The following is a 26,009-nucleotide window of genomic DNA, read 5'->3' as shown; positions in this document are numbered from 1 at the left end:
ACGATCCCCAGTTCATGATTAAGAAGCCACCCCGTGTGCCGGGGTGGTATATGCTTGAAGTGAATATCAAGCACGATCAGCCCAGTGCTGCCGTAAAGCTTTATCTGGATAAGGGCAAGGGTTTTCAGGAGGAAGGCAGTGTTTACCTGCCGTTAAAAAATGGCCAGCAGACCAAACGCTTATTCTGGCTGCCTTGGGGTGTGAAAGCGATTCGCCTTGACCCTATCGATAGCGCTGGTCAGTTCACTATTGATCATTTTCGTATGGTTTGGCTAACGCCAGGGTTTGCTCATGATAGGCTGGCTCAGCGTCTTTCCAGCATGCATTTCCAATGGCGCAGCATCGAAAAAGGTGCTCTGTTGGCGAGCCTGAAAGCCAAGGCGGCAGAAGCTAACGAAGATTGGCGCAACTTTGCCATGGCCGCCTATGATGAAACCTTTGAGCGCATTGTCATTCAGCGTAGCTACCATGAATGGCTGGCTGAGCAGAGCGAACCCAGCCAGGCAGAGTCTGCCAAGCGGTTGGAGTTGATGGCCAGCGCACCGCTTATTTCTGTGCTGGTGCCTGTTTATAACCCGCGTATTGAGTGGCTAAAGGCTTGCCTGGATTCGGCAATAGAGCAGCACTACCCGCACTGGCAGTTATGTATCGCCGATGACGCCTCAACCGACCCTGAGGTTGCCCGCGTGCTGGCTGACTACGTTGAGCAGGATCGTCGCATTCATGTGGTGACCCGCCAAACCAATGGTCATATCTGTGCGGCCAGTAATAGCGCCTTGAACCTTGTGGAGGGGGAGTACGTCTGCCTGTTGGATCATGATGATCTGTTAACGGCAGACGCCTTGCTTGAAATGGCTGAAGCCGCTGTCAAGAACCCGCAGGCCAAGCTCTTCTACAGTGATGAAGACAAGTTGGATGAGTTTGGGCACCGGGTTGATCCGCACTTCAAACCGGACTGGAACCCGGATCTTATACTGGCGCAGAACTATATTTCTCATCTCGGTATGTATAGCACTGATCTGGTACGCGAAGTGGGTGGCTTCCGTGAAGGTTTTGAGGGCAGCCAAGATCACGACCTGGTGCTGCGCGTAACAGCAAGGCTAACGGCTGAGCAGATTGTGCACGTGCCGAAGGTGCTTTATCACTGGCGGGCCGGGGAAGGATCTACTGCCAAGAACAGCGGTGAAAAAGATTATACAGCTGAAGCTGGCCTTAAAGCTGTTGCTGACTATCTGGCGGTTAATCGCCCTGATGCCAAGGCAAGCCATGGGGCCTTTGCCAATACCTATCGGGTTCATTGGCCGTTGCCGTCACCTATGCCCTTGGTGAGCCTGTTGATTCCCACTCGAGATAGGGTGGAAATTCTTAAGCCTTGCGTAGAAGCCATACTGGCCCGTACCTCTTATCGCCTATTTGAAGTGCTGATTCTGGATAACGGTAGCCGTTGCCCGGAGACGCTTGCATATCTGCAGGAGGTGCAAGCCCGTGATGATCGAGTGCGTGTGGTTGAGTGGGATCATCCATTCAATTATTCGGCGCTTAATAACTTTGGTATTCGCCATGCCAAGGGGGAGCTGATCGGCCTGATTAATAACGATATCGAGCCGATTAACCCTGAGTGGCTGGAAGAAATGGTGCGCCAAGCGTGCCGCCCGGAAATTGGCTGCGTCGGCGCCAAGCTGTATTACCCGAACGATACCATCCAGCATGCTGGCGTTATCCTGGGTATTGGTGGGGTCGCCGGGCATGCGCATAAATACCTTAGCCGCCATGCCATCGGGTATTTCTCAAGACTCCATTTGGCGCATAATCTCTCAGCGGTCACGGCCGCTTGTCTGCTGGTACGCAAACAGGTGTTTGATGAGGTGGGCGGTTTAAATGAACAGGATTTGACCATTGCCTTCAATGATGTGGACTTCTGCCTGAAAGTGCGCGAAGCAGGGTACCGTAACCTGTGGACGCCCTATGCTGAGCTTTATCATCATGAGTCTGTTTCTCGTGGCGGAGAAGATAACCCAGAGAAGCGCGAACGTGCCGCCAGGGAAGCCGCCTATATGCGTAGAACCTGGGAAGAGGCGTTGGATAATGATCCTGCTTATAACCCGAACCTGACGTTGGTGTATGAGGACTTTTCGCTGCGTTGAGGTGCTTTTTTGTAACGCTTTAGGCAGGTCGTCGCGGATATTGATAATCAATTAGGAAACGGATCATGGAAGCTGTCATCAGGGCGTTTTTTGAAGAATCACCGGATGCGAATGTTGTTGCGGAACGTGTGGCCTTTGGTACCTCTGGCCATCGTGGACGTTCGCTGGAACATACCTTCAATGCCGCCCATATCATGGCGATTACCCAGGCGGTGGTGGATTATCGCAATGAAGCAGGTTACCAGGGGCCGCTTTTTTTAGGCTTTGATACCCATGCGCTGTCTCGCCCTGCCTGGGAGTCGGCTTTATGTGTATTGGCAGCTAATAATGTGTCGGTGCGGATTGAAAAAGATCAGGGTGTAACGGCAACGCCTCTGGTTAGCCACGCTATTTTACAGCACAACGCCAAGCCGGAAGCTAAGTTGGCAGATGGCTTGATTATTACGCCTTCCCATAACCCGCCTGAAGATGGCGGCATCAAATACAACCCCTCTCACGGTGGCCCTGCTGGTTCAGAAGCCACTGCCTGGATTGAACAGCGCGCCAATCATTATCTGCTCAATGATCTGCAAGGGGTGGCGGTTGTTGATCTGCAAGCGGCACTGGCGGTTGTACAGGGGTATGACTTTACGGCTGTCTATGTAGCCAATTTGGCTGATGTCATCGATATGGCGGCGATTCAGCGGGCTGGCCTTACCTTGGGGGTAGACCCGATGGGCGGAACGGCCTTGCCGGTCTGGCAGGCGATTGCAGATGCGTACAGCCTTGATATTGATGTGGTCAACACCACCATAGATGCCCGTTTTGCCTTTATGCCGCCTGACCATGACGGCAAGATTCGTATGGATTGTTCCAGTGCTGCCGCCATGGCGAACCTGCTCGCTATCAAGGATCATTTCAGCCTGGCGTTTGGAAATGACCCTGATGCAGACCGCCATGGCATTGTCGATGCGGCGGGATTGATGAACCCCAATCATTTTTTGGCGGTGTGCGTTGATTACCTGATTCAGCACCGCTCGAACTGGCCCACAACGCTCAAGATAGGTAAGACCCTGGTGTCGTCTTCGATGATTGATCGTATCGTGGCGGCCCATCAGCGTGAATTGTATGAAGTACCGGTAGGGTTCAAGTGGTTTGTTGAGGGCCTGCATGAGGGCTGGCTGGCGTTCGGAGGTGAGGAAAGTGCCGGGGCAAGCCTGCTGACTCTGAATGGCCTGCCATGGTCGACCGATAAAGACGGCATTGTGCTGTGCCTGCTGGCGGCTGAAATGACGGCTGTCACCGGTAAGACTCCCAGTGAGTATTATCACATGCTGACACAGCGCTTCGCTGCGCCCTGCTACAAACGCGTTGATACAGCCTGCACCCTTGAGCAGAAAGCCGCCTTCAAAAAGCTGACCGCTGAGCGTATTACCCAAACCACTCTGGCGGGAGAGCTGATTATTCAGGCGCTGGTGAACGCGCCAGGCAATGGCGCTGCTATAGGTGGTTTGAAAGTCACCACTGAAAACGGCTGGTTTGCCGCTCGCCCCAGTGGCACTGAGGCTTTGTATAAAATCTACGCAGAGAGCTTTAAAGGCGAAGAACACCTGAATGAGCTAATTGAAAGTGCCACTGAGCTGCTTGATAGCGTCTTTGCATCCTTATAGGCAAAGCTTCCTGCGGTTTTCTTGATAGCGTCAATACGGCTGAAATATTTAGCCTTGATAGTGGCTGTGGCCTGAAAATTGCGTGTCCTTATAGATGATTTATGGGGCTATTGATGATGTATGGACGGTCTTTAGATGGCCCAGCACACTGATATGACATTTACGGAAAGTTTATGAGTTCAATCTCCGCCTCCGGCGATCATATTTATACCCCTTTGAGGGCATTAGAAGCTCATGCTGAAAAGATGCAGGTGCACTCGTTAAGTGATTTGCTGGATAGTCACTCGGCTTCTGCGCAGCAGCGTGCAGAGGCGTTGGCATTTACGTTTGGCAGTTTGCATATTGATTTCAGTAAACAGCGACTAACCGCTGAGACCGTTGCGCTTTTAAAGGAGTGGGCTGAAAGCCGCGGTTTGGCCGCAAAGCGTAGTGCTTTGTTTGCCGGTGAAAAGGTCAATACGTCAGAAAAGCGCGCTGCGTTGCATATGGCGGCCAGATGGCCAAACGATGAAGCGCCACCTGCCGGTATGCAAGAGGCTGTGGCTTTTTGCCAGCAGCAGCGTATGCGTATGACAGAAATGGTTAATTGCATACACGCTGGCCAATGGTATGGTGCAACGGGTCAAGCAATCACTGATGTGGTGCATATTGGCGTTGGTGGCTCTGATCTTGGGCCAAAACTGGTCAGTGAGGCGCTGGCGAACCGGCCAAGCAGTACCCGGCTGGCCGTGCATTATGTATCGACGATGGATGGTTCTCAGCTGTTGCCATTGATGGAGCGTCTGAACCCGGCAACCACCTTGTTGGTGTTGGCGTCAAAGTCCTTCACAACGGCAGATACCCAGTTCAACGTCCGCACGGCGCTTGCCTGGTTAAGTCATGCGCTGGAAATCGACGAAGCAACGATCTGCCGGCATCAGATGATAGGTGTTTCGACCAAGCCGGATAAGATGACGGCCTTTGGTATTCCTGAGACTCAGCAGCTGGTGTTCAAGGAGTGGATTGGCGGGCGCTTTTCGCTTTGGTCACCGATTGGCGTGAGTGTGGCCATTCAGCTGGGGATGGATACCTTTGATGCTTTGCTGGCAGGCGCACATGCCATGGACAGGCATTTTTTGGATGCTCCCACTGAGCAAAACCTTCCGGCGTTGATGGCGCTTGTGGGGGCATGGAACTGTCAGTTTCTGAACATTCCGACTCATGCGGTCTTGCCGTACGATGGCCGTTTGAAGCATTTGCCCGCCTACCTTCAGCAGTTGGAGATGGAATCCAACGGCAAGAGTGTCGGGCTGGATGGACGATCCGTTAATCATGCCACCTGTCCCATTTTGTGGGGGGATGTTGGCCCTGATGGCCAGCATGCGTTTTATCAGTTGTTGCATCAAGGCAAGCACACGGTGAGCGCTGATTTTATTGCGGTGGCAGAACGTGGCTATGCAGTTGATGATGTAACAACTAATAAAGAGATTAGCCGCAGGCTGAAGGCTCAGGAGCAGCTGACGCTGGCGCATTGTCTGGCGCAGTCGCAGCTTTTTGCGCTGGGTGATGATGCGATACCTATGGCGCTGCGCGGCTATATGGCACAGGGGTATAGAGGGAATCAGCCTAATTCTGTGGTGCTGCTGAAAACCCTGGATGCCTGGTCGGTGGGGGCCTTGATGGCGATGTATGAACACAAGGTGTTTGTGCAATCGGTACTATGGAACCTGAATCCCTTTGATCAGCCTGGAGTAGAGCTAGGAAAGCAACTGGCGACGAGCCTCTATCAGACGCTGGCAGATGAGCCAGTCATACATGAAAACATAAACGATACCGGCACGACTCAGCTTCTTGACAAGGTGAATGCGTGGCGCAATACAGCAGATGAAAAAAGGATGTAGCTGAATGACGGGTGTTCACATGACCAAAGTGCGTAAAGCCATTATCCCAGTCGCCGGTTTTGGTACTCGGCTATTGCCAATCAGCAAGGCTATTCCCAAGGAGATGGTGCCGGTCGTGGATCGCCCCTTGATTCAGCACGTGGTGGAAGAAGCGCTGGCAGCGGGTATCAACGAGATTATCCTGGTGACTCGGGCGGGCAAGTCTGCCATTGAGGATCATTTTGATGCGCATTTTGAGCTTGAGCATTCACTGGCCAGCAAGGGTAAGAATGCCCTGCTTGAAACGCTGTCGGCCATTTCGCCCAAACAGCTGAAAGTGACTAGCGTGCGTCAACCTAATGCTCAGGGGCTTGGGCACGCCATTTACTGTGCGGCTCACTTGCTGGATGAAAACGAGCCTTTTGCGGTGATCTTGCCCGATGTGCTGGTCAAGCCTCAGGTGGCAAGCAGCGCCTGTGACCTGGGCGATATGGTGGGGCTTTGGAATGCTCATCAGGCGGCTCAGATCATGGTGGAAGCCGTGCCGAAAGAAGACGTTCAGCGTTATGGCATTGTGGATTGTGATGAACCTGCCGCCGGTGAAAGTGCTGATATGCGCGGTGTGGTTGAAAAGCCCACGCCTGAGGAAGCACCTTCCTGCCTTTCTGTGATTGGCCGCTATGTATTACCGTATCGCATTATGGAACTGTTACGCGATCAGCCGCCCGGCGCGGGTAACGAGATCCAGTTGACCGATGCCATCGACCGCTTGATGCAGGAAGGCCAGACCGTGCAGGCATTCCGCATGCTCGGGCGCACTTTTGATTGCGGCCATATCGAAGGCTGGCTGCAGGCAAATACGCTGCTGGCCCGCGAGGCCGGGTACGAGGTGTAGCCCTTATCAACCCTGCCACGGATAACCACGGATAAAACCTTTTTTTATGCCACGGACGCTCACGGACGACACGGACAAGAACAATTTAAAAACAAAACCTTAAAAGATTTTTTAGGGTTTTAGGTTTTCGTCCGTGTTTTCCGTGAGGGTCCGTGGCTATATAGACCTTACCAGCCGCAGCCCGAAAACCAAGGTCAAGATGGATTCCCGCTAAAAGCCTGCGGGAATGACGGGTGTGGGGATGACAGGAAGGGAGAGGCTCTTTAAGAAATCGGAGGCTGGGACATCGGTTTTATGGTTAGTTGCAGCCCCAGTGCATTGGCAACCTTGTTGATGGTAGAGAAGGCAGGGTTACTCTCTCCAGAGAGTGCTTTGTAGAGACCCTCGCGGCTCATGCCAACTTCCTTGGCCAGCTGGCTCATATTGCGTGCCCGAGCGACGTCACCCAAAGCGGCAGCGAGCAGTGAAGGGTCATTTTCCTCCATCACGGCCTCCAGGTAGGCGGCAATCTCCTCTTCCGTTTGGAGGTACTCGGCGGCGTCGTAGTGGCTAAATGTTACATGATGCTGAGCTGTCATTGCTTACTCCTTCCATTGCTTGGCAATGGCTTTGGCTTGTTCAATGTCGCTAGGCTGGCTGCTTTTGTCTCCTCCGCAAAGTAGTACCACCACGATAGGGCCTCTGTTGAGGTAGTAGATTCGGTAGCCGGGGCCATGAGGGATGCGCATTTCTGAGATGCCTTCACCCACAGGTTTGACATCGCCGGGGTTGCCGAGGCTCAGGCGTCTTAGCCGCACCGAGATCTTGGCGCGGGCCTGAGTGTCTCGAAGGCCGTGCAGCCATCGGTCAAAGACATCACTTTTGATAAGCTCAATCATGTGTCAACTCTAGTTGGCAGGCGGCTGAATGTCAACTATGTCCACTCGGCCATAAACCTCTAACTTATGGCTTAAGCGCGGCCATGTGGAGTCTGCGGAAGGCGCTACCGCTATGCTATTCTGATGTTAATTAAGTGATATCGTTTCGAGGTCGTTGTCATGCGATTTGAAGAGCTTATTGCTAAGGTCAGCCGTCTTCCCGCTGTTCGCCAACAAGAGGTGATGGATTTTGTCGCTTTTCTGGAGCAGCGCTATGGAGAAGACCCTGAGAGTGCCGAAGCCGATTGGTCGGAGAACCAGTTTTAAGCCATGAGCTTGGATCAAGCCATGCGTGGGCTTGAAGAGGAGCCAGAACTCTACTCCGAGTATGACTTGAAGGAACGCTGGCAATGAAGCGTGCCGGACAGATTGCGGAGTTGATGCCGTTTCCTTACACGAATTTGAAAAGCAGTAAGAAGCGCCCCGTACTTCTACTGCGTCAATTAAATGACACCTGGGATGACTGGTTGGTGTGCATGGTGTCGTCTCAGTTACATCAGGGTAATCCAAGCCTGGACTGGGTGCTGATGCCCGATGATGAAGCGTTTTCTGCATCGGGTTTAAAGGTCGCTAGCGTATTCCGTCTCTCGCGGCTTGCGGTGTTAGACGGTGCTCTCCTGTTGGGGCAGTTAGGAACACTTTCCGATGCGCGTCTACATCAGCTTCGTTATCGGCTGGGAACTTGGGTAGCGAGTGACCGTTAGTTCAGCCACGGATGAACACGGATAACCACGGATAAAACCTTTTTTTATGCCACGGACGCTCACGGACGACACGGACAGGAACAATTCACTAAAAGATTTTTTGGGGTTTTAGGCTTTCGTCCGTGTTTTCCGTGTGTATCCGTTGCAAAACTTGTTTACAATTAGCAAAAATACTCTAAGGCTAGATTTTTATGCGTAAGTATTTTGGTACTGATGGTGTGCGCGGGCGTGTTGGCGAGTTTCCGATGACGCCGGATTTTGCCATGAAGCTGGGTTGGGCGGCAGGCCAGGTGTTGGGGGCGGAAGGTGTTAGTGAGGTGTTGATCGGCAAGGATACCCGAGCGAGTGGCTATATGCTGGAGTCGGCCATGGAGTCGGGCTTTTCTGCCGCTGGTGTGAATATCGCCTTGGTCGGGCCGCTGCCGACGCCTGCGATTGCCTACCTTGCCACCACCTTTCGTGCCAATGCGGGGGTGGTGATCAGTGCTTCACATAACCCGTTTTACGATAACGGCATCAAGCTGTTTGCGCAATCTGGCCTGAAACTGACCGATCAGCAGGAGCATGAAATCGAGCTGTGGTTGGATCGTGCGTTTGAAGAGGGCATGACCTGCGTCAGCTCTGAAAAACTGGGCAAGGCGCGGCGCATTGATGATGCTGCTGGCCGTTATATCGAGTATTGCAAATCCCACTTTCCAGGCCAGCAGAATCTTAACGGCTTGCGGGTGGTGGTGGATAGCGCCAATGGAGCGGCTTATAAAGTCGGGCCGGCCGTCTATCGTGAATTGGGTGCCGAGGTGATCAGCCTGCACGACCATCCGGATGGCGTGAATATCAATCATCAGTGTGGTGCGACAGATCTGGCCAGCCTGCGGGCTGCAGTTATCGAAAAGCGCGCGGACCTGGGCATTGCCTTGGATGGTGACGCTGACCGCCTGATGATGGTGGACCACACTGGTGCCGAGGTAGACGGCGATGAACTGCTGTTTCTGATGGCGCGTGAGGCTCAGGCAGAAGGTTACACCGGTGGCATTGTAGGCACCCAGATGAGTAACCTGGGGCTTGAGCTGGCGCTGGCTGAGCGTGGCATTCCGTTCAAGCGAGCCAAGGTAGGCGACCGTTATGTGATGGAGCAGTTAAATGAAACCGGTTGGCGGATTGGTGGGGAAGGTTCAGGGCATCTGTTGAGCCTGGATCATGCGTCAACCGGGGATGCGATTATTGCTTCAGTACGCGTATTGGCGTCGTTGCAGAAGCGCGGCATTAACCTACATACCGCCAAGCAGGGGATGCGCAAGCTGCCACAGACATTGATCAACGTACGCTATCAGGCCGAACAGGGTGTTGATCCATTGGATGTCGAGGCGGTTAAAGCAGCCGTTACCAATGTTGAGAAGCACCTGGGAGAAACGGGGCGTGTGCTGTTGCGTAAATCGGGCACCGAGCCACTTATCAGGGTCATGGTAGAAGCCGAAGATGCCCAGATGGCGCACCGCTGCGCCCGTGAAATTGCCGATGCGCTGGGGTGATAATGTTTTAGCCACGGTTCTTGGCCACGGTCCCTCACGGAAAACACGGACGAAAACCTAAAAACCTTTTTTGTTCTTGTCCTTGTCCGTGTCGTCCGTGAGAGTCCGTGGCCAGACAGGTTTAAAGGAAAGCCATCATGACTTCTCGCTTTGGCCTATCGCTCGGCGATATTGAAAAACTGCAATCCGTACTCGCACGGTACCCGGGCATTCAGAAGGCAGTGATTTATGGCTCACGTGCTAAGGGTAATTACCGTGCTTCGTCAGATATCGACATCACCTTGATAGGAAACTTGGATTGGCAGGCATTTAATCGCTTGGAAATGGAGCTTGATGACTTGCTGCTACCTTATAAAATTGATCTGTCTATCTACGATCAGATTGAGAACAATGAACTAAGAACGCATATCCAACGCGTCGGCAAGGTGCTGTTCTCTAAATAAAAGGGGTCAGATCCACATTAATTAATGGATGCTGCTGAGCCAGGAAAGAGACTGAAAAATTTAATGTGGATCTGACCCCTTTTATTTACCATTCACTACCAACAGGAATTACTATGTGCGGCATTGTCGGCGCGATTGGCGCAACGGAATGTACTCCTTTTCTGCTTCAGGGGCTGAGAACACTTGTAAGTAAAAGGGGTCAGATCCACATTAATTATCGATTCACCATTCACTACCAACAGGAATAACTATGTGCGGCATTGTCGGCGCGATCGGCGCAACGGAATGTACTCCCTTTTTGCTTCAGGGCCTGAGAACACTTGAATACCGTGGCTATGATTCTGCAGGGCTTGCGGTGCTTAACAACGGCTTGCAGCGTGCCCGAGCCAAGGGGCGTGTGGCTGAGCTTGAGGCGCGTGTAGCTGAGCAGCAGCTTCAGGGGCAGGTGGGTATTGCGCATACGCGCTGGGCCACCCATGGTGTGCCGGCAGAGCATAATGCGCATCCGCATATTTCTGCTGGCCTGGCGGTGGTGCATAACGGCATCATCGAAAATTACGAAGCGCTGCGCACCATGCTGCAAACGCTGGGGTATGAATTTACCTCTGATACGGATACTGAAACCATCGCGCACCTGATCCGTGCCTGCCTGAAAGGTGAGCTTGAAGGGGCAGAGCCGGTGGCTGATCTTTTCTCTGCGGTGCAATGTGCTGTGGCGCATTTGCAGGGGGCCTTTGCACTGGCGGTGATCAGTGAGGATGAAACGGATACCCTGATAGTGGCCCGTCAAGGTTCACCGTTAATGCTGGGTGTTGCAGACGATGGACATTATGCGGCATCGGACGCGTCGGCTTTGTTGTCGGTGACCAAGCGCATGATGTACCTGGAAAACGGCGACGTGGCCAAACTGACCCGCGATTCCATTTATCTGATAGACGCTAATGGCCAGCCGGTGGAGCGTGAGGTCGTTACTTCCAGCCTTTCTGCCAATGCGGTCGAACTGGGTGAGTTCAACCACTATATGCAGAAGGAGATCTTTGAACAGCCTCAGGCGCTGGGTAATACGCTTGAGATGATCAGTGGGGCGGGCAAGCTGGAGCCCGGTATTTTTGGCGCTGAGGCCGCTGAGGTGTTTCAGCAGGTAGATTCGGTACTGATTATTGCCTGTGGTACCTCCAGCTATGCGGGCATGACCGCGAAATACTGGATTGAGCAGGTGGCGGGCTTGCCATGCAATGTCGAGATTGCCAGTGAATATCGCTATCGGGTGAGTGTGGCCAACCCGCGCCATCTGGTGGTGGTGATTTCCCAATCCGGTGAAACGGCCGACACCTTTGCAGCGCTTGAACATGCCAAGGCGCAAGGGCATACGCACACGCTCGCGATCTGTAACGTGCCGGAATCCGCGATCGTGCGTGAAACCGCGCTGCGTTTTATTACCCGCGCAGGGCCGGAAATCGGCGTGGCCTCCACCAAGGCGTTCACCACTCAATTAAGCGCGCTTTTCCTGTTAACGCTACTACTGGCCAAGGCCAATCAGCGTTTGAGCGAACAGGACGAAAAGGCCTACCTTGATGAATTGCGCCATCTGCCGGTCGCAGTGGAAAACGTGTTGGCACTGGAACCCAGCATTAAGGCTTGGGCCAAGCATTTTGCCAACAAGCACCATGCTTTGTTTCTGGGGCGTGGTCGCCACTATCCGATTGCTTTGGAAGGTGCGCTTAAGCTGAAGGAAATCAGCTATATTCATGCGGAGGCCTATCCGGCTGGCGAGCTCAAGCATGGCCCGCTGGCGCTGGTGGACGCGGATATGCCGGTGGTGGTCGTGGCGCCTAATGATGAGTTGCTTGAAAAGCTCAAGGCCAATATGCAGGAAGTCAGCGCTCGGGGTGGTCAACTGTATGTGTTTGCCGATGGCGGCAGTCAGGTAACGATAAGTGACAACATCCATGTGCTGCAGATGCCCGAGCATTATGGCTTGCTGTCACCTGTATTGCATGTGGTGGCGCTACAGCTATTGTCTTACCATGTTGCTCTGGTTAAAGGGACTGACGTAGACAAGCCCCGTAACCTGGCCAAAAGTGTGACGGTGGAGTGACAGCGAGGAAGTCTTTCCTGCAAAATAGAGCGAGTTACGCTTATCGATTGACTATGCAATGAAGTGAGTAAACACAGACGATGCTAAAAATCGCTATAAATGGCTTGGTTAGAACGGCGGTAAAGGCATCTGATGTGGCACAGTGGTGGTTGAGCAAGCAATTCTCCGGAAAGCCTTTCTGGCATCGTGAGCCTGCGCTTCAGCCTGGCAAGCCGGGGGATCAGTTACAATTTGATCTGGTTGGCGAGCGGCCCTGGCCAGGCTGGAATATGATTGAACTGCATGTTGATGAAGGTGCCATGTATGGCGTGGCTATCATTCTGGTAGAAACGCGCCACAAAAAGTTCCAACTGGGTATTCCTGTTCAGCCGGGGAAAATAGCTAAACGGCTTGTTTTCATACCTTTAGGTGTGAAGCGTATTTCACTGGCGACCTCTAATGCTTCAAATACCTTGAAGATGAAGCGCCTGCGTTGGGTGTGGCTGACGCCATGGTTTGCTCATGACCGGTTGGCGCGACGTTTATCAAGTATTCATCCTGATTACAAAGGCATGGGGGTTAGTGAGGTTAAACGCGCCTTGCACCGTGAATCTGTTGCGCGCGGCTGTAGGTGGAAGAGTGTGGCGCTGGCGGAACATACCCAGACTTTCATGCGTGCCAGTACCCAATATAGCTATACCCATTGGATTAGCAACGTTGAGCCAGATTTATGTCGATTGACTGAAAATTGGTTATGTTTCGATAAGGAGACTTTTCCTACATTCGCCATTCTTTTGCCTTTGCATGAAGTTGAGTTTGAGCGCGTTGGTATGGCGGGCCTTAAGCAAACACTGCTTTCGTTGATGGCTCAGAGTTATTCCAAGTGGGAGGTCAGCATTGCGCTTCCTGCTACGCTGAATGCCAAACAGGTAGCAGCCATTCGTCTGCTGGCTCACAATATATGCGCCAGCGCGGCCTATGTGAGCCTTTGTCAGCAAGCCTCGTTAGCTGCCTTGACGCGTCATGCATTTATTCAATCCTTTGGTGAAGGCACCTTGTTTTTATCGCCGGGTGATATTCTTGCACCGCAGGCACTTAGCCGTGTAGCGGATGCCTGGCTTGAAGCGCCGAGCTGCCAGCTGTTCTATGCCGATGAGGATGTTGTCGATAATGAAGAGCGGCGATCCCAGCCGTCCTTCAAGCCTGAATGGAATCCCGATCTGCTACTCTCGACCCATTACGTTGGCAGAATGACGGTCTATAAACGACGTATCTTATGGCGCCTTGAAGTTTATCAGGAGATCGGTGGGCGTGTGCGTAGTGATATGCGGCGTGATGATCTGGACTATGCTCGGGCATTGCGTTTTTTGGCTTGGCTGTCTCAACGGGAAACCTCGACAGTGGGAGCGGTCAAGCATTTACCCTGGATGCTGTATCATCGCCATATTGCTCATCATGAAGCAGACCAGAAGCGCTCGGATCATACGCCTTCACTGGTAGAAGACTGGGTACAGCTCGTTTTACCAGGATGTAATGCCAGGGTGAGTAATGGCCAGTTACCTTTCAGCGCTCATGTCCGCTGGCCCCTCGGTGAAAGGCCACCGCTGGTCAGCTTGTTGGTGCCTACCCGCGATGGTGTCGATATCCTCAGGCCCTGTGTTGATCGTATTCTGCAACTGACAAGCTATCGTCACTTCGAGCTTTTAATTCTTGATAACCAGAGCACTTGCCCGCAAACATTGGCTTATCTGGCTGATGTTGAAGCGCGAGATTCACGTGTCAGGGTATTGCGCTGGAATCATCCGTTTAACTATTCGGCGATTAATAATTTCGGTGTACGTCACGCTAATGGTGACATCATTGGCATGGTGAATAACGATATTGAGCCGATCAATGGCGATTGGTTGAGCGAGATGGTCGGGCAGGTATTACGCCCTGACATAGGCTGTGTCGGGGCAAAGCTGTATTACCCGAACGGAACCCTGCAGCACGGTGGCGTTATTCTTGGATTGGGTGGCGTGGCTGGCCATGCGCATCGCTTCTTCCCGCGTCAGGCGGAGGGTTATTGCGGCCGACTGAAACTGACCCAGAATCTGACGGCGGTTACCGGCGCCTGTCTTTTGGTGCGAAGGGACGTATTCGAAGAAGTGGGCGGGCTAAATGAGCAGAAACTGGCGGTTACCTTCAATGATGTGGACCTATGCCTGAAGGTTTACAAAGCGGGATATCGAAATCTGTGGACGCCCTATGCGGAACTTTATCATCATGAATCGATTTCGCGTGGGGCTGATAATACGCCTAAAAAGCGCACTCGAAGATTGAGGGAAATGGCTTATATGCGTCGAACCTGGAGTGATCTGTTGAATCATGATCCTGCCTATAACCCTAATCTTACCTTGGCTTATGAGGATTTTTCGCTGCGTTAGGCTGGATAATGAGTGAGGAGTGAGGAGTGAGGAGTGAGGAGTGAGGAGTGAGCGCTGGTTAGTGTTAAGCGATGGGGCGCGGCCGACCGAGGATATCTACTTCCTTGAATCAGCCGCGCCCCTTTTGCGTGCGTGGGAAATAGACGCAGGGCGCCTGGATGTGCGCGGCTGGCGGGGCTTTCTGGCCAAGAAGCTGATGCGCAGGATGTGGGGTGTCAACCTGATTATCTGCCGTTCTTTACCGATGCTCTGGATCGCCTGGCTTCAGGCACACCGGGAGCAGTTCGGGCGTGTGGTGTATCTGATTGATGATGATATCGAAGCGGCGGCCAACGACGTTAAGTTGCCTGAGCATTATCGCCGGCGTATGGCAGGCATTGCCCGGTGCCAGCCTGATTTGCTGGCGCTGTGTGATGAGGTGGTTGCCTGTAGTGAAAAGCTGGCTGAGCGCTTTCGTGCGCGCCACGGGGCGGTCTCCGTGCTGACGCCGCCATTGATTGCTGCCTTGCCTTACCAGACACATCTTGAACAGCCGCCTTCATCGCAGACACCCTGGCGTATTGGTTTTTATGGCACCCGTGCCCACCTTGGTGACCTGGAGCATATTGCGCCTGGGTTAGAGAATATTCAGCAACAGCGGGAAGATACCGCGCTGGAGGTGATGTTGGGCCAATATACGCCCAAGGCGCTGCGTGAGCTGCCAGGTGTAGCAACCCCTGAGCCACTTCCCTGGCCTGCTTTTCGTCGCTATCAGGCCAGTCATCAGGTGCATATTGGGCTGGCGCCGCTGCTGGACTCGCCCTTCAACCAAGGCAAGTCGTTTATCAAGTTTCTGGATATAGCAGCCATGGGCGGGGTGGGGATCTATTCCAAGCGTTACCCTTACACTGAGATCGTCAGGCATGCTGAAAATGGGCTCCTGGTGGAGGATGACCCAGTCGCCTGGCAAGCCGCCATTGAGGAATTACTGGATAATCCTGTTGCGACCGCTGAAATGGCCCGCACCGCCGCTGCGGACGCCAGACGCCTGGGTGACCCAGACCACGCCGCAGATTTCTGGCAGCGTTTGGGGAGAAAATAAATAGCAAAATAAATAGGGTCAGATCCGAATTAATTATCTCACGTTCTTTGCCGGGACTAAAATCTTTAAATTAATTCGGATCTGACCCTATTTATTTCTATTTCTATTTCTATTTATTTTGACCCTCTTTATTTTTTGTAATGGAGGTTGAGCGTTATGCCAAGAAAGCCAAGGGTGTCATTGCCGGGAGTACCGGAACACATTATCCAGCGGGGCAATAACCGTCAGGTTATTTTTACCAGCGATGAGGATATGGAGGCTTATGCAGCCTGGTTACAGGATTATGCAAAGCAGTTTGATGTGGCAGTGCATGCCTGGGTGTTGATGAGTAATCACGTCCATCTGCTGTGCACTCCTCAAACACCGAATGCTGTTTCGCAATTAATGCAATTTGTTGGGCGTCGTTATGTTCAGTATTTCAACCGCCGTTATCAGCGTTCGGGGACCTTGTGGGAAGGGCGTTTCAGGTCTTGCCTGGTTCAGGAAGAATCCTATTTGTTACAGCTTTACCGTTATATCGAGCTAAACCCGGTTAGAGCAGGAATGGTGGTGGATCCCGCTGATTACCGCTGGTCAAGCTACCAAGGTAATGGTTTGGGAAAGCGAATAAAGCTGCTGACACCTCATCCGCTGTACCTGACGTTAGGCAACACAGACGAACAGCGGCAGCAAAATTATCGGGAGCTTTTCAGGTATCAGGTAGAGGGCAAGTTGTTGGAGGATATTCGAAATGCCTCAAACAAAGGGCTAGTGTTAGGCAATGGGCGTTTTGTTGAAGAAGTTGAAGCTCTTACCGGTAAAAAATTAAGTGAGGGTAAGCGTGGCAGACCGCTTGGGTGGCGGAAATAAAGGAAATAAATGCAAGAAATAAATGGGGTCAGATCCGAATTAATTTAAAGACTTTAGCTCTGGCAAAGAACGTAAGATAATTAATTCGGATCTGACCCCATTTATTTATATTCTTTAAAAGAATCATAAAATTATTTTTTATTCTTTTATGTTCTTTGTGTTGGCGGTCTATGATGGTGGCATTCTCCATCTTTCAACAGAGGAGGTGCGATCATGGCGTTTTCCGCCCATCACACTGAACATGCATTACCTGTTTCTGGCATCACCCGTTTTGAGCCATCGTCCGCTGAGCTGGCTGCTGCTAATACAGCATTGGAACAGCAGCCTGCCGAGGCGCGGGTTGAGTGGGCGTTGGAACACCTGCCGGGGGCTTTTGTACTGAGTTCCAGCTTTGGTATCCAGTCAGCTGTTCTCTTGCATCTGGCGACTCGGATCAAGCCAGACCTGCCGGTGTTACTGGTGGACACCGGCTACCTGTTCAAAGAGACCTATCAGTTTATTGATACCCTCACTGAGCGCTTGCAGCTGAATCTGAAGGTCGTGACCCCACAGATGTCGCCCGCGCGGCTGGAAACCCTTTACGGCAAACTCTGGGAGCAGGGTGCCGAGGGGATTAACGGCTACAACCAGCTGATGAAGGTTACGCCTATGGAGCAGGCACTGGAAGATCTTCAGGTGGGCACCTGGTTCGCCGGGTTACGTCGCCAACAATCCGGTTCCCGTCAGGCCCGCCCGGTAGTAGAGCAGCGTCAGGATGGCCGCTATAAGGTCTACCCGCTGATTGACTGGGATAACCGCGATATCCACCGTTACCTGACCCGCCATGAGTTGCCCTACCACCCACTGTGGGAAGAAGGCTACGTGACCGTCGGCGACTGGCACACCAGCCAGCCCCTACGCCCCGGCATGCAGGAAGAAGATACCCGCTTCTTCGGCCTGCAGCGTGAATGTGGTTTGCATGTTTAGCCTTCACGCAAACTTTTTTAGCCACGGATTTTTTGCCACGGATGAACACGGATAGTCACGGATAAAACCTTAAATCCTTAAAACCGTTTAATTTTTAGATTTTGACCTTATCCGGTTTTTTCCGTGTTCATCCGTGGCCAATAAGGTTTTCACTAAAACGGAAACACCAGTGGGGTCAGGATCAGCACGGCGGCGGAGTAGACAAGGCTGACGGGCAAACCGGTTTTTAGAAAGTCGCTGATGCGGTAGCGCCCCGGCGAGTAGACCATCAGGTGGGTCTGGTAGCCAAAGGGAATCAGAAAGCAGGCGCTGGCACCGTAGGCAACGGCCATGACAAAGGGTAGCGGGTCGGCGCCGAAGGCTTGGGCGGTACTCCAGGCCACGGGAAACGCCAATGCTGCAGCGGCGTTGTTGGTGACGGTTTCGGTCAATAGCAGGGTGAGGAGGTAGCAGCCAATAAAGGCCGCATAGATCCCATAGCCGCTGAACATGGCCTGCATGCCTTCCGTGAGCAGGGCCGCAGCGCCTGAGGCTTCCAGCGCCTGGGCGATGGCCAGTGCTGAGCCAATGATTAGCCATAGCTCAAACGGAAAGCGGCGGCGCAATTCGGTGACGCTGAGCACCTTGCCTACCAGTAAACCGCCAAGTAGCAGCATCAGGCCGTGGAATAACGGTAAAAGGTTGAAAGTCGCAAGCCCGATCACGGCCATAAAACCGCTGAGCGTCAGCAGGCTCTCACGCCGATTGAGTTGGGGGCGTTTGAAACTGCCGCTGAGCAGGTGGAAGTTGCGGTCCAGATTGCGATGCTGGCGAAAGTCGGCGCTGACTGCTAGAAGTAAGCAATCCCCCACGCGCAGTGGAATCTTGCCCAGCTGCCCTTCAAGACGCTTTTCTCCCCGCCTGATGCCCACCACGCCTGCGCTGAACATGCTGCGGAAATCCACATCCTGCAGGGTTTTGCCGGGCAGTTCTGATTCATGGGAAATCACCACTTCCACCAGGTTGGTGGCCAGCACATCGTCGGCCTGATGCCCAAACAGAGTCAGGCCGGGAAAGCGCTGCAGGGCCTGAACCTTGTTGGTTTCGCCGGTAAACACCAGGGTGTCGTCGGGTTGCAGCAGTTCATCCGGCCCCACTGGGCTGATCAGGCGGCCATTGCGCTCGATTTCCAGTAGGTAAAGCCCTTCCAGGCGGCGTAGGCCGTTGTCCTCAATGCTTTTACCCACCATAGGGGAGTTGGCATGCAGGTCGGCGGCCAGAAAATAGGAGAGCTTTTCATCGGTGTCTTCAGGGTGATGGTGAGGCAGTTTCTGAGCGCGCCAGAGTAATACACCAAAGGTGATCAGGGCCACGGGCAGCCCGACCAGTGCAAACTGGAACATGCCCAGCTCGCTGCCGTTGGCGTTCAGATAGAAAGAATTGACCACCAGATTGGTGGAAGTACCGACCAGGGTGGTGACGCCGCCGAGAATGGAGGCATAGGACAGCGGAATCAGCAAACGCGAAGGGGCGATACGCGATTGGCGCGATATGGCCCCCAGAAAGGCCGCTACCACGGCCGTGTTATTCAGAAATGCAGAGAGCACCGCTGTGGTGCCCATCAGGCGCGCCGTTGCAAAGCGTGGGCTGCCCTTGAGCAGGTGGCTGGAGAGCCAGTCAAGCAGCGGGGAACGTTCCAGGGCCAGCGATACCAGCAACAAGAGCAATAGCGTTGCCAACGCCGGATTGGTGTATTGGGCCAGCAGAACGGAGGTATCCACCAGGCCAGCGACCAGGTAGGCGCCTGCCAGGCTGACAAAGGCTGTCGCTGGCTTGACTTTTCCGCTGATCAGGCTGGCAAGCAGCACAGCGATGGAAACGAGAACCGCCCAGGGCGTCATTGGTCATTATCCTTGCATGTAAACGAGTGACTTGCTCAATTTTACGCAGCCTTTTATGATGGTGTCTAACAGTTGATTTGAAATAGCGTTTATTTGTAATTTTTATGCACGCATAACAGTAAGTTAAAGAATTTTAAATGACTAAACATTTACCGCCTGAAAAGCTGAATGAGCGCCGCATCAAAGCGGTTCAGCTGCGCTTGGACGGTCTCACTGTAGTGCAGGCATGTGAACGCACGGGGCTTTCTGCACCAACGGTTTCTGCTGCCTGGAAAGCGTTTCGTGAAGGAGGATGGGCGGCGGTACCCGTTCAGCCTCGCGGTCGCCATAAAGGGCAGGCCAATGTGCTGGCGGCTGCATTGAAGGCAACGCTATGGCACCGCCTGTATGAGTTGCCACCTGTAGGCGAACCCGGTTGGAATAGTGCCGATCTGGCGCAGTACCTGGAAAAAGCGCATGGCCATCCGGTTAGCCAGCGCGCGGTGGAGCACTGGTGGGAGGAAGAGCATCTGAAGCGCGAGGCCTGGCCGCTGGGTTCCTTGAGCAAGGAGCGCTCAACACGTGGCCGCTGGTATCGCCAGGCGGTCGCCCCTGTGTTCAAACAGCTCAACAGCGCCGCGCAGCGCTGGCAAGGCGGGGTACGCCATCTGTCACATCCTGATGGCTCCCTCTATCAAATTTATTTACATGGTTCTCGTGGCCGGTTGTGGATGCGCTGTTTCAGGCGTCCGCCGGTGGCCGAGGATTATCTGACAACGCTGAAGGCACTGGCCGCCAATGGCCCGGCTGCGCTGGTGTTTCACGGTGCTGCCTTGAGCGCTGCCCCTGAGCTAACGGCGTGGCTGGCCGCTCAGCGGGATTTCTGGCTGGTGCCTGTACCCGCCGATATTGGCCTGGTGCCTGGCGAATCTGTTCGCGCTGGCTCAAAAAGTGCTGTTTTTAATAACCGTATTTCCAATGGCTGTGTTTCTAATAACCGGGCTTCCAACAACCCTGATTCCAATAGCAAGCAGGTAAAACGATGACATCCCTTACCCATTTACAACGTCTGGAGGCAGAAAGCATCCAGATCATGCGGGAAGTGGTCGCCGAGACCGATAATCCCGTGATGCTTTATTCTGTTGGCAAGGACAGTGCGGTCATGCTGCACCTGGCACGTAAGGCGTTTGCGCCTTCCCCGCCGCCTTTTCCGCTGATGCACGTCGATACGCGCTGGAAATTCCGTGCCATGTACGAATTCCGTGATGATATGGCGCGTGATATCGGCATGGAGCTGATTGTGCATATCAACCCTGAAGGGGTTGAGAAAAACGTCAATCCGTTTACCCATGGTTCGGCCATTCATACTGAAATCATGAAGACCGAGGGCCTCAAGCAGGCGCTGGATAAATACGGCTTTGATGCGGCCTTTGGGGGCGCCCGCCGCGACGAGGAGAAATCCCGCGCCAAAGAGCGTATTTTCTCTTTCCGTACCGCCCAGCATCGCTGGGACCCGAAAAACCAGCGCCCTGAGCTGTGGAAAATCTACAACACCCGCAAGCACAAGGGTGAGTCGATTCGCGTCTTCCCGCTGTCCAACTGGACGGAGCTGGATATCTGGCAGTATATCTATCTGCAGAACATTCCGATTGTGCCGCTTTACTACTCTGCCGAGCGTCCGGTAGTTGAACGTGATGGCACCCTGATCATGGTCGATGACAAGCGTATGCCGTTGGAGCCGGGCGAGGTGCCGATGATGCGCAAGGTGCGTTTTCGTACCCTGGGCTGCTACCCGCTGACCGGCGCCATTGAGTCGGAAGCCGACACGCTGCCGGCGATTATTCAGGAAATGCTGTTAACCAATACCTCAGAACGTCAGGGGCGCGTGATCGATAACGACAGCGCGGCCTCGATGGAGAAGAAAAAGCAGGAGGGCTACTTCTAATGGCACATTCATCCGATATGATCGCCGCCGACATCGAGGGCTACCTGAAGTCCCATGAGAGTAAGGGGCTGCTGCGCTTTATCACCTGTGGCAGCGTTGATGACGGCAAGAGCACCCTGATTGGCCGCCTGCTGTTTGAATCCAAGCTTCTATTTGAAGACCAACTGGCTTCCATCGAAGCGGACTCCAAAAAGTATGGCACTCAGGGCGGGGATATGGATTTTGCTCTGCTGGTGGATGGCCTGGCGGCAGAGCGTGAGCAGGGCATTACCATCGATGTTGCCTACCGCTTTTTCTCCACCGATAAGCGCAAGTTTATCGTCGCGGATACGCCCGGGCACGAACAGTACACCCGTAACATGGTCACTGGTGCCTCCAATGCGGATGCCGCCATCCTGATGGTGGATGCGCGTCACGGCATCATGACCCAGACCCGTCGCCACAGCTTTCTGATGTCGCTGATGGGGATGCGCAGGGTGGTTGTGGCCATCAACAAGATGGATCTGGTCGATTACTCCAAGGCGCGCTTCGATGAAATTGTTGAAGAATACCGCGAGTTTGCCAAGCAGTTGGGCCTGGAGAATATTACCTTCATCCCGATGTCGGCGCTCAAGGGCGATAACGTTATCGAGCATAGCGCGAAAATGCCCTGGTACCACGGCACGACCCTGATGGGGTATCTGGAAACCGTGGAAGTGGATGACGAGCGTCTGCAGCGCAACCCCTTCCGCATGGCCGTTCAGTGGGTCAATCGTCCGAACCTGGATTTCCGTGGGTTTACCGGGATGATTTCCAGCGGTGTGATCACGCCGGGCGATGAAATTCGCGTACAGCCGTCAGGTAGTACCAGCAAGGTCTCGCGCATCTATACCTATGATGGCGACCTGGAGCAGGCCGTGGCGGGGCAGTCGGTCACGCTGCTGATGGAAGATGAAATTGATATCTCCCGTGGCGATATCATTTCTGGTGTGGATTCGCCCGCGCAAACTGCTGATCAGTTTGAAACCTCGCTGGTATGGATGCATGACGAGCCGCTGCTGCCTGGCCGCCCTTACCTGATGAAGTTGGGCACTCAGACGGTGTCGGCGACCGTCACGGACATCAAGTATCAGGTCAACGTCAATACCCTGGAGCATACCGCCAGCAAGCAGCTGGATCTGAATGCCATTGGTGTGTGCACCCTGAGCCTGAACAAGGCGGTGGCGTTTGACCCCTACAAGGAAAATCAGGACACCGGTGGCTTTATCCTGATCGACCGTATGACCAACAATACGGTCGGGGCGGGCATGCTCAACTTTGCTCTGCGCCGCAGCCAGAATATTCACATGCAGCACGTGGATATCGGCAAGCCGCAGCGCGCTGAAGCCAAGGTGCAAAAGCCAGCGGTCTTGTGGTTCACCGGCCTTTCTGGGGCAGGCAAGTCAACCATTGCCAACCTGGTTGAGCAGAAGCTTTATGCTCAGGGTCAGCATACCTATCTGCTGGACGGCGATAACGTGCGACATGGCTTGAACCGCGATCTTGGCTTTACCGACGCAGACCGGGTCGAGAATATCCGCCGTGTCTCTGAAGTAGCCAAACTGATGGTGGATGCTGGCCTGATTGTGCTGACAGCCTTTATTTCACCGTTCCGCAGCGAACGCCGTATGGCGCGCGACCTGCTGGACGAGGGTGAATTCATCGAGATCTTCGTTGATACGCCGCTGGATGTTGCTGAAGAGCGCGACCCCAAAGGGTTGTACAAGAAGGCGCGTCGCGGTGAGTTGCAGAACTTCACCGGGATTGATTCTGCTTACGAAGCACCTGAGTCTGCGGAAATTCACCTGCATACGGAAAAAATGCAGCCGGAAGAAGCCGCAGATGCGGTTATCAAGGCGCTGCGTGAACGCGGTCTGATTAACTGATAGCGGACTGACTTTCCCCGCTGGCCCCTGGCTGGCGGGTTTTTTATGGGTTGAGCGACACACCATCGCAAGGACAAGAACATGGCAATAATTGACCAGGCGCTGCTGGAAAGCATTGAAGCGATTGCCCGCGAGGCAGGCGAGGCGATCATGACCGTCTACGCGCGGGAATTCAGTGTCGAAGAGAAAGAAGATAAGAGCCCCTTGACCGAAGCTGACAAAGCCGCCAATGAGATTATCGTTAAAGGCCTGAACGCCTTGCCTCATGGAATCCCCGTGCTGTCGGAAGAAGACGAAGCGGGTTTTACAGGGGTAGATAACGATGGCCGCTATTGGCTGGTTGACCCGCTGGATGGCACCAAGGAATTTATCAAGCGTAACGGTGAGTTTACCGTCAATATCGCCTTGATTGAGCATGGCAAGCCGGTGCTGGGCGTCGTCATCGCGCCTGCTCTGGGAACCGCCTACCTGGCCGCTCAGGGCCTTGGTGCCGTCAAGGTGGATGACAATGGCCAGCGCTATGAGATTCAGGTGGCAGGCAAGCCCGCCGCTGGCTCCTCCTGGCGTGTGGTTGGCAGCCGTTCTCACCCTAGCCCGGATCTGGCCGCCTGGTTGGATCAGCTCGGTGCGCATGAAATGGTGCCGATGGGCAGCTCGCTTAAACTATGCGCCATCGCCGAAGGGGAAGCAGATGTTTACCCACGCTTAGGCCCCACCTGTTTGTGGGATACTGCCGCCGCCCACGCCGTCGTCGAACAGGCCGGTGGCCGGGTAGAAACCCTGCAAGGCACGCCACTGAGCTACGCCACACCCGCTGAAAAACTCAACCCGCATTTTATTGTATGGGGCTGTGGTGAGGCGTGAAGGGTGAGTGGTAAATGGTGAGTGGTGAGTATGCCCCGCCCTATGTCATTCCAGCATACTCCGCCGTTCTTTCATTCCCGTAGACTGCTGCCGCCCCGTCATTCCCGCAGACTTTTAGCGGGAATCCATTTTGACCTTGGGTTTGGTGGCTTAGGCTGAAAAGGTCAAGGTGGATTCCCGATAACCCCACTCGGGAATGACGGGTACTGGGGGTGTTCGGGAATGACGGTTTGGTGCCGTTATCATACGGTATTGTGTTAATATTAGTGAAAACTATAAAAGTATGGATGCGTATGAACGAATTACTGGACCCTACCAATGATTATGTCTTCAAGCGGTTATTTGCTGAGGCTCCCACGTTATTGGTCGAGCTGATTAACGATTTGCGCCCTGATCTGCCCGGTATTGTTTCCGTCGAGATCATTAATCCCAACATTGAGCCGGTCGAGTTGACGGGGAAATACATTATCCTCGATGTGCTGGCGCGTGATAATGCGGGGGACTGCTATAATGTTGAGGTGCAGGTACGCCGATATAACGCCTGGCACAAACGCGGCTTATTCTATCTGGCCCGTACCTTGAGCCGCCAATTGAGCACCGGTGAGAATTATCAGGATCTGCGTGCCTCAGTGGGTTTACATCTGCTCGACTTTGATCTGTTTACCGCGAATGAAAATGAGCAGGCGCAAGCCATCTGGCGGTTTGAAATGCGTGATGAACACCAACCTGAGGTAACGCTTGGGAACACGCTGCAGATGAACCTGATCGAATTGAATAAGGCGGATCGTCTGGGTCTGGCAGAAGGCCCTCTCGGCGCTTGGATCATTTTCTTCAAACACTGGCAGGAGGAACTTACCATGGCCAATGTGTCGCATGAACCGGTTAAACGGGCCATGAGCCGTATCCGAGAACTGAGTGCAGATGAAGAAACCCGTCGCCTTGCTTTTGTGCGGGAACGGGCCCTACATGATGAAGTCTCGCTGCTGAGCGATGCCAGGCAAGAAGGCTTGAAACAAGGATTGGAACAAGGACGCGAAACAGTGGCGCGAAACCTGATTGATATGGGGCTGCTGACTGATGCCCAGATTGCCACTGCCTCAGGGCTCAGCGAATCGGATGTCAAGACGTTGCGGCGGCATGGTGAGTAAAAATGGCCACGGACTCTCACGGAAAACACGAACAATTTCAAAACTAAAAATACCAATAAAAAACGAAAAGGGTTTGTCCGTGCCGTCTGTGAGGGTTCGTGGCTAACTGACCTGTCGTTACCTTTCGAAGGTGGATTCCCGATAACCCCCTTCGGGAATGACGGGGGTGGGGAGTAGCGAGAATGACGAGTGGGGTGTGGCAGGTATCGGGAATAGCGGTTTTATCCGCCTCACACCTTGCTCAGTTGATGTACACCCATTTCGATGTGTTGGGGACGTTGGAGCATGTTGATCAGCACGATGGCGCGCTCTTCGCCTTTGGTGCTTTTGAAGATGGCTTCGAGGTTCTTGAACGGCCCTTCCGTAATGGTGACCTTTTGCCCCGGGGAGAAGTAGCTGTGGATGCCTTCCTGCTTGTGGGGTTGCTGTTTGAGAGTTTCAATCAGCGCATCGGACACGGGCACCGGGGTGTCGCCGAAGGTCAGCAGCCTGAGGACTCCTCGGGTTGAGCGAATCGGACGCCAGTTGCTGGCAATCTGATCCAGGCGGATAAACAGATAATGCGGAAACAGCGGTTCACAGACGGTGGTCAGTTTGCCGCTGCGTTTTCGCTGGGTATTCAGCACCGGGTGAAAAACGTCGTAGGCCTGGTTGCCCAGATTTTCCGCCGCCCGGAATGATTCTCCCCCTTTGCACTGAATCACGTACCAGGCGGGTTCCGGGTTATTGATAGACACGGACATGGACAAT

The 26,009-nt window shown here is 53.7% G+C and carries 22 protein-coding genes; 18 read left to right on the top strand and 4 right to left on the bottom strand.

Annotation, left to right across the window (positions count from 1 at the left end; translation table 11 throughout):
• Positions 1-14: 14 nt before the first annotated feature.
• The 4 genes from OR573_11950 to OR573_11935 all read left to right on the top strand — a co-directional run bounded on the left by OR573_11950 (position 15) and on the right by OR573_11935 (position 6,547).
• Complete coding sequence (locus tag OR573_11950) at positions 15-2,144, top strand: glycosyltransferase family 2 protein (GenBank protein XGA79209.1); 2,130 nt, start codon at positions 15-17, stop codon at positions 2,142-2,144.
• A gap of 65 nt (positions 2,145-2,209) precedes the next feature.
• Positions 2,210-3,793 (top strand): phosphoglucomutase (alpha-D-glucose-1,6-bisphosphate-dependent), encoded by a 1,584-nt coding sequence (gene pgm / locus OR573_11945; protein XGA79208.1) that lies wholly within the window; start codon positions 2,210-2,212, stop codon positions 3,791-3,793.
• A gap of 173 nt (positions 3,794-3,966) precedes the next feature.
• Entirely contained in the window at positions 3,967-5,673 is a 1,707-nt protein-coding gene (gene pgi, locus OR573_11940) for a glucose-6-phosphate isomerase (GenBank protein ID XGA79207.1), read from the top strand.
• A gap of 19 nt (positions 5,674-5,692) precedes the next feature.
• Positions 5,693-6,547, top strand: a complete 855-nt coding sequence (locus OR573_11935; GenBank protein ID XGA79206.1) for a UTP--glucose-1-phosphate uridylyltransferase — start codon at positions 5,693-5,695, stop codon at positions 6,545-6,547.
• A gap of 263 nt (positions 6,548-6,810) precedes the next feature.
• On the opposite strand, the gene OR573_11930 is transcribed toward OR573_11935, so the two are convergent.
• Both OR573_11930 and OR573_11925 read right to left on the bottom strand, forming a co-directional pair.
• Complete coding sequence (locus OR573_11930; GenBank protein ID XGA79205.1) at positions 6,811-7,125, bottom strand: putative addiction module antidote protein; 315 nt, start codon at positions 7,123-7,125, stop codon at positions 6,811-6,813.
• 3 nt (positions 7,126-7,128) lie between these two features.
• A complete protein-coding gene (locus tag OR573_11925) occupies positions 7,129-7,425 on the bottom strand; it encodes a type II toxin-antitoxin system RelE/ParE family toxin (GenBank protein XGA79204.1) in 297 nt (98 codons plus the stop codon).
• Positions 7,426-7,584: 159 nt separating this feature from the next.
• Here OR573_11925 and OR573_11920 point away from each other — a divergent pair, with 159 nt between their 5' ends.
• The 9 genes from OR573_11920 to OR573_11880 all read left to right on the top strand — a co-directional run bounded on the left by OR573_11920 (position 7,585) and on the right by OR573_11880 (position 17,539).
• The gene (locus tag OR573_11920; GenBank protein XGA79203.1) at positions 7,585-7,731 is read left to right on the top strand and encodes a DUF2281 domain-containing protein; all 147 of its coding nucleotides are present in this window, start codon (positions 7,585-7,587) and stop codon (positions 7,729-7,731) included.
• Between the two features lie 83 nt (positions 7,732-7,814).
• Positions 7,815-8,168: a type II toxin-antitoxin system PemK/MazF family toxin gene (locus tag OR573_11915; protein XGA79202.1), complete on the top strand. Its 354-nt coding sequence runs from the start codon at positions 7,815-7,817 to the stop codon at positions 8,166-8,168.
• 191 nt (positions 8,169-8,359) lie between these two features.
• Complete coding sequence (gene glmM / locus OR573_11910) at positions 8,360-9,697, top strand: phosphoglucosamine mutase (protein ID XGA79201.1); 1,338 nt, start codon at positions 8,360-8,362, stop codon at positions 9,695-9,697.
• A gap of 137 nt (positions 9,698-9,834) precedes the next feature.
• Positions 9,835-10,140, top strand: a complete 306-nt coding sequence (locus OR573_11905; GenBank protein ID XGA79200.1) for a nucleotidyltransferase domain-containing protein — start codon at positions 9,835-9,837, stop codon at positions 10,138-10,140.
• Positions 10,141-10,390: 250 nt separating this feature from the next.
• Positions 10,391-12,238, top strand: a complete 1,848-nt coding sequence (glmS, locus tag OR573_11900; GenBank protein ID XGA79199.1) for a glutamine--fructose-6-phosphate transaminase (isomerizing) — start codon at positions 10,391-10,393, stop codon at positions 12,236-12,238.
• A gap of 134 nt (positions 12,239-12,372) precedes the next feature.
• Positions 12,373-14,643, top strand: coding sequence for a glycosyltransferase family 2 protein (locus OR573_11895; protein XGA79198.1), 2,271 nt, complete (start codon positions 12,373-12,375; stop codon positions 14,641-14,643).
• Between the two features lie 40 nt (positions 14,644-14,683).
• Positions 14,684-15,724 carry a glycosyltransferase family 1 protein gene (locus OR573_11890; protein XGA79197.1) on the top strand — a complete coding sequence of 347 codons (1,041 nt, stop codon included), beginning with the start codon at positions 14,684-14,686 and terminating at the stop codon, positions 15,722-15,724.
• A 156-nt stretch (positions 15,725-15,880) separates the two neighbouring features.
• Entirely contained in the window at positions 15,881-16,573 is a 693-nt protein-coding gene (locus tag OR573_11885; protein ID XGA79196.1) for a transposase, read from the top strand.
• Between the two features lie 213 nt (positions 16,574-16,786).
• Entirely contained in the window at positions 16,787-17,539 is a 753-nt protein-coding gene (locus tag OR573_11880; protein XGA79195.1) for a phosphoadenylyl-sulfate reductase, read from the top strand.
• 152 nt (positions 17,540-17,691) lie between these two features.
• Here the strand turns inward: OR573_11880 and OR573_11875 are convergent, their stop codons facing one another.
• Positions 17,692-19,419: an SLC13 family permease gene (locus OR573_11875; GenBank protein XGA79194.1), complete on the bottom strand. Its 1,728-nt coding sequence runs from the start codon at positions 19,417-19,419 to the stop codon at positions 17,692-17,694.
• 137 nt (positions 19,420-19,556) lie between these two features.
• On the opposite strand from OR573_11875, the gene OR573_11870 reads away from it, so the two are divergent.
• The 5 genes from OR573_11870 (at position 19,557) to OR573_11850 (ending at position 25,259) form a co-directional block, all read left to right on the top strand.
• Positions 19,557-20,444, top strand: a complete 888-nt coding sequence (locus OR573_11870) for a helix-turn-helix domain-containing protein (protein ID XGA79193.1) — start codon at positions 19,557-19,559, stop codon at positions 20,442-20,444.
• Positions 20,441-21,343: a sulfate adenylyltransferase subunit CysD gene (gene cysD / locus OR573_11865; GenBank protein ID XGA79192.1), complete on the top strand. Its 903-nt coding sequence runs from the start codon at positions 20,441-20,443 to the stop codon at positions 21,341-21,343. The genes OR573_11870 and cysD overlap by 4 nt, the downstream gene beginning before the upstream one ends.
• Positions 21,343-23,247, top strand: coding sequence for a sulfate adenylyltransferase subunit CysN (gene cysN / locus OR573_11860; GenBank protein XGA79191.1), 1,905 nt, complete (start codon positions 21,343-21,345; stop codon positions 23,245-23,247). The genes cysD and cysN overlap by 1 nt, the downstream gene beginning before the upstream one ends.
• 81 nt (positions 23,248-23,328) lie before the next feature.
• Positions 23,329-24,111 carry a 3'(2'),5'-bisphosphate nucleotidase CysQ gene (cysQ, locus tag OR573_11855; GenBank protein ID XGA79190.1) on the top strand — a complete coding sequence of 261 codons (783 nt, stop codon included), beginning with the start codon at positions 23,329-23,331 and terminating at the stop codon, positions 24,109-24,111.
• Positions 24,112-24,404: 293 nt separating this feature from the next.
• Positions 24,405-25,259 carry an Rpn family recombination-promoting nuclease/putative transposase gene (locus OR573_11850; protein XGA79189.1) on the top strand — a complete coding sequence of 285 codons (855 nt, stop codon included), beginning with the start codon at positions 24,405-24,407 and terminating at the stop codon, positions 25,257-25,259.
• Between the two features lie 230 nt (positions 25,260-25,489).
• Here the strand turns inward: OR573_11850 and rfaH are convergent, their stop codons facing one another.
• Positions 25,490-26,002: a transcription/translation regulatory transformer protein RfaH gene (rfaH, locus tag OR573_11845; GenBank protein ID XGA79188.1), complete on the bottom strand. Its 513-nt coding sequence runs from the start codon at positions 26,000-26,002 to the stop codon at positions 25,490-25,492.
• Positions 26,003-26,009 lie beyond the last annotated feature (7 nt).

The sequence above is a fragment of the Halomonas sp. CH40 genome, from assembly GCA_041875495.1.
Lineage (GTDB): Bacteria > Pseudomonadota > Gammaproteobacteria > Pseudomonadales > Halomonadaceae > Vreelandella.
Note: the sequence above shows the minus strand (reverse complement) of the source record. Positions and strands in the feature narration are given on the sequence as shown.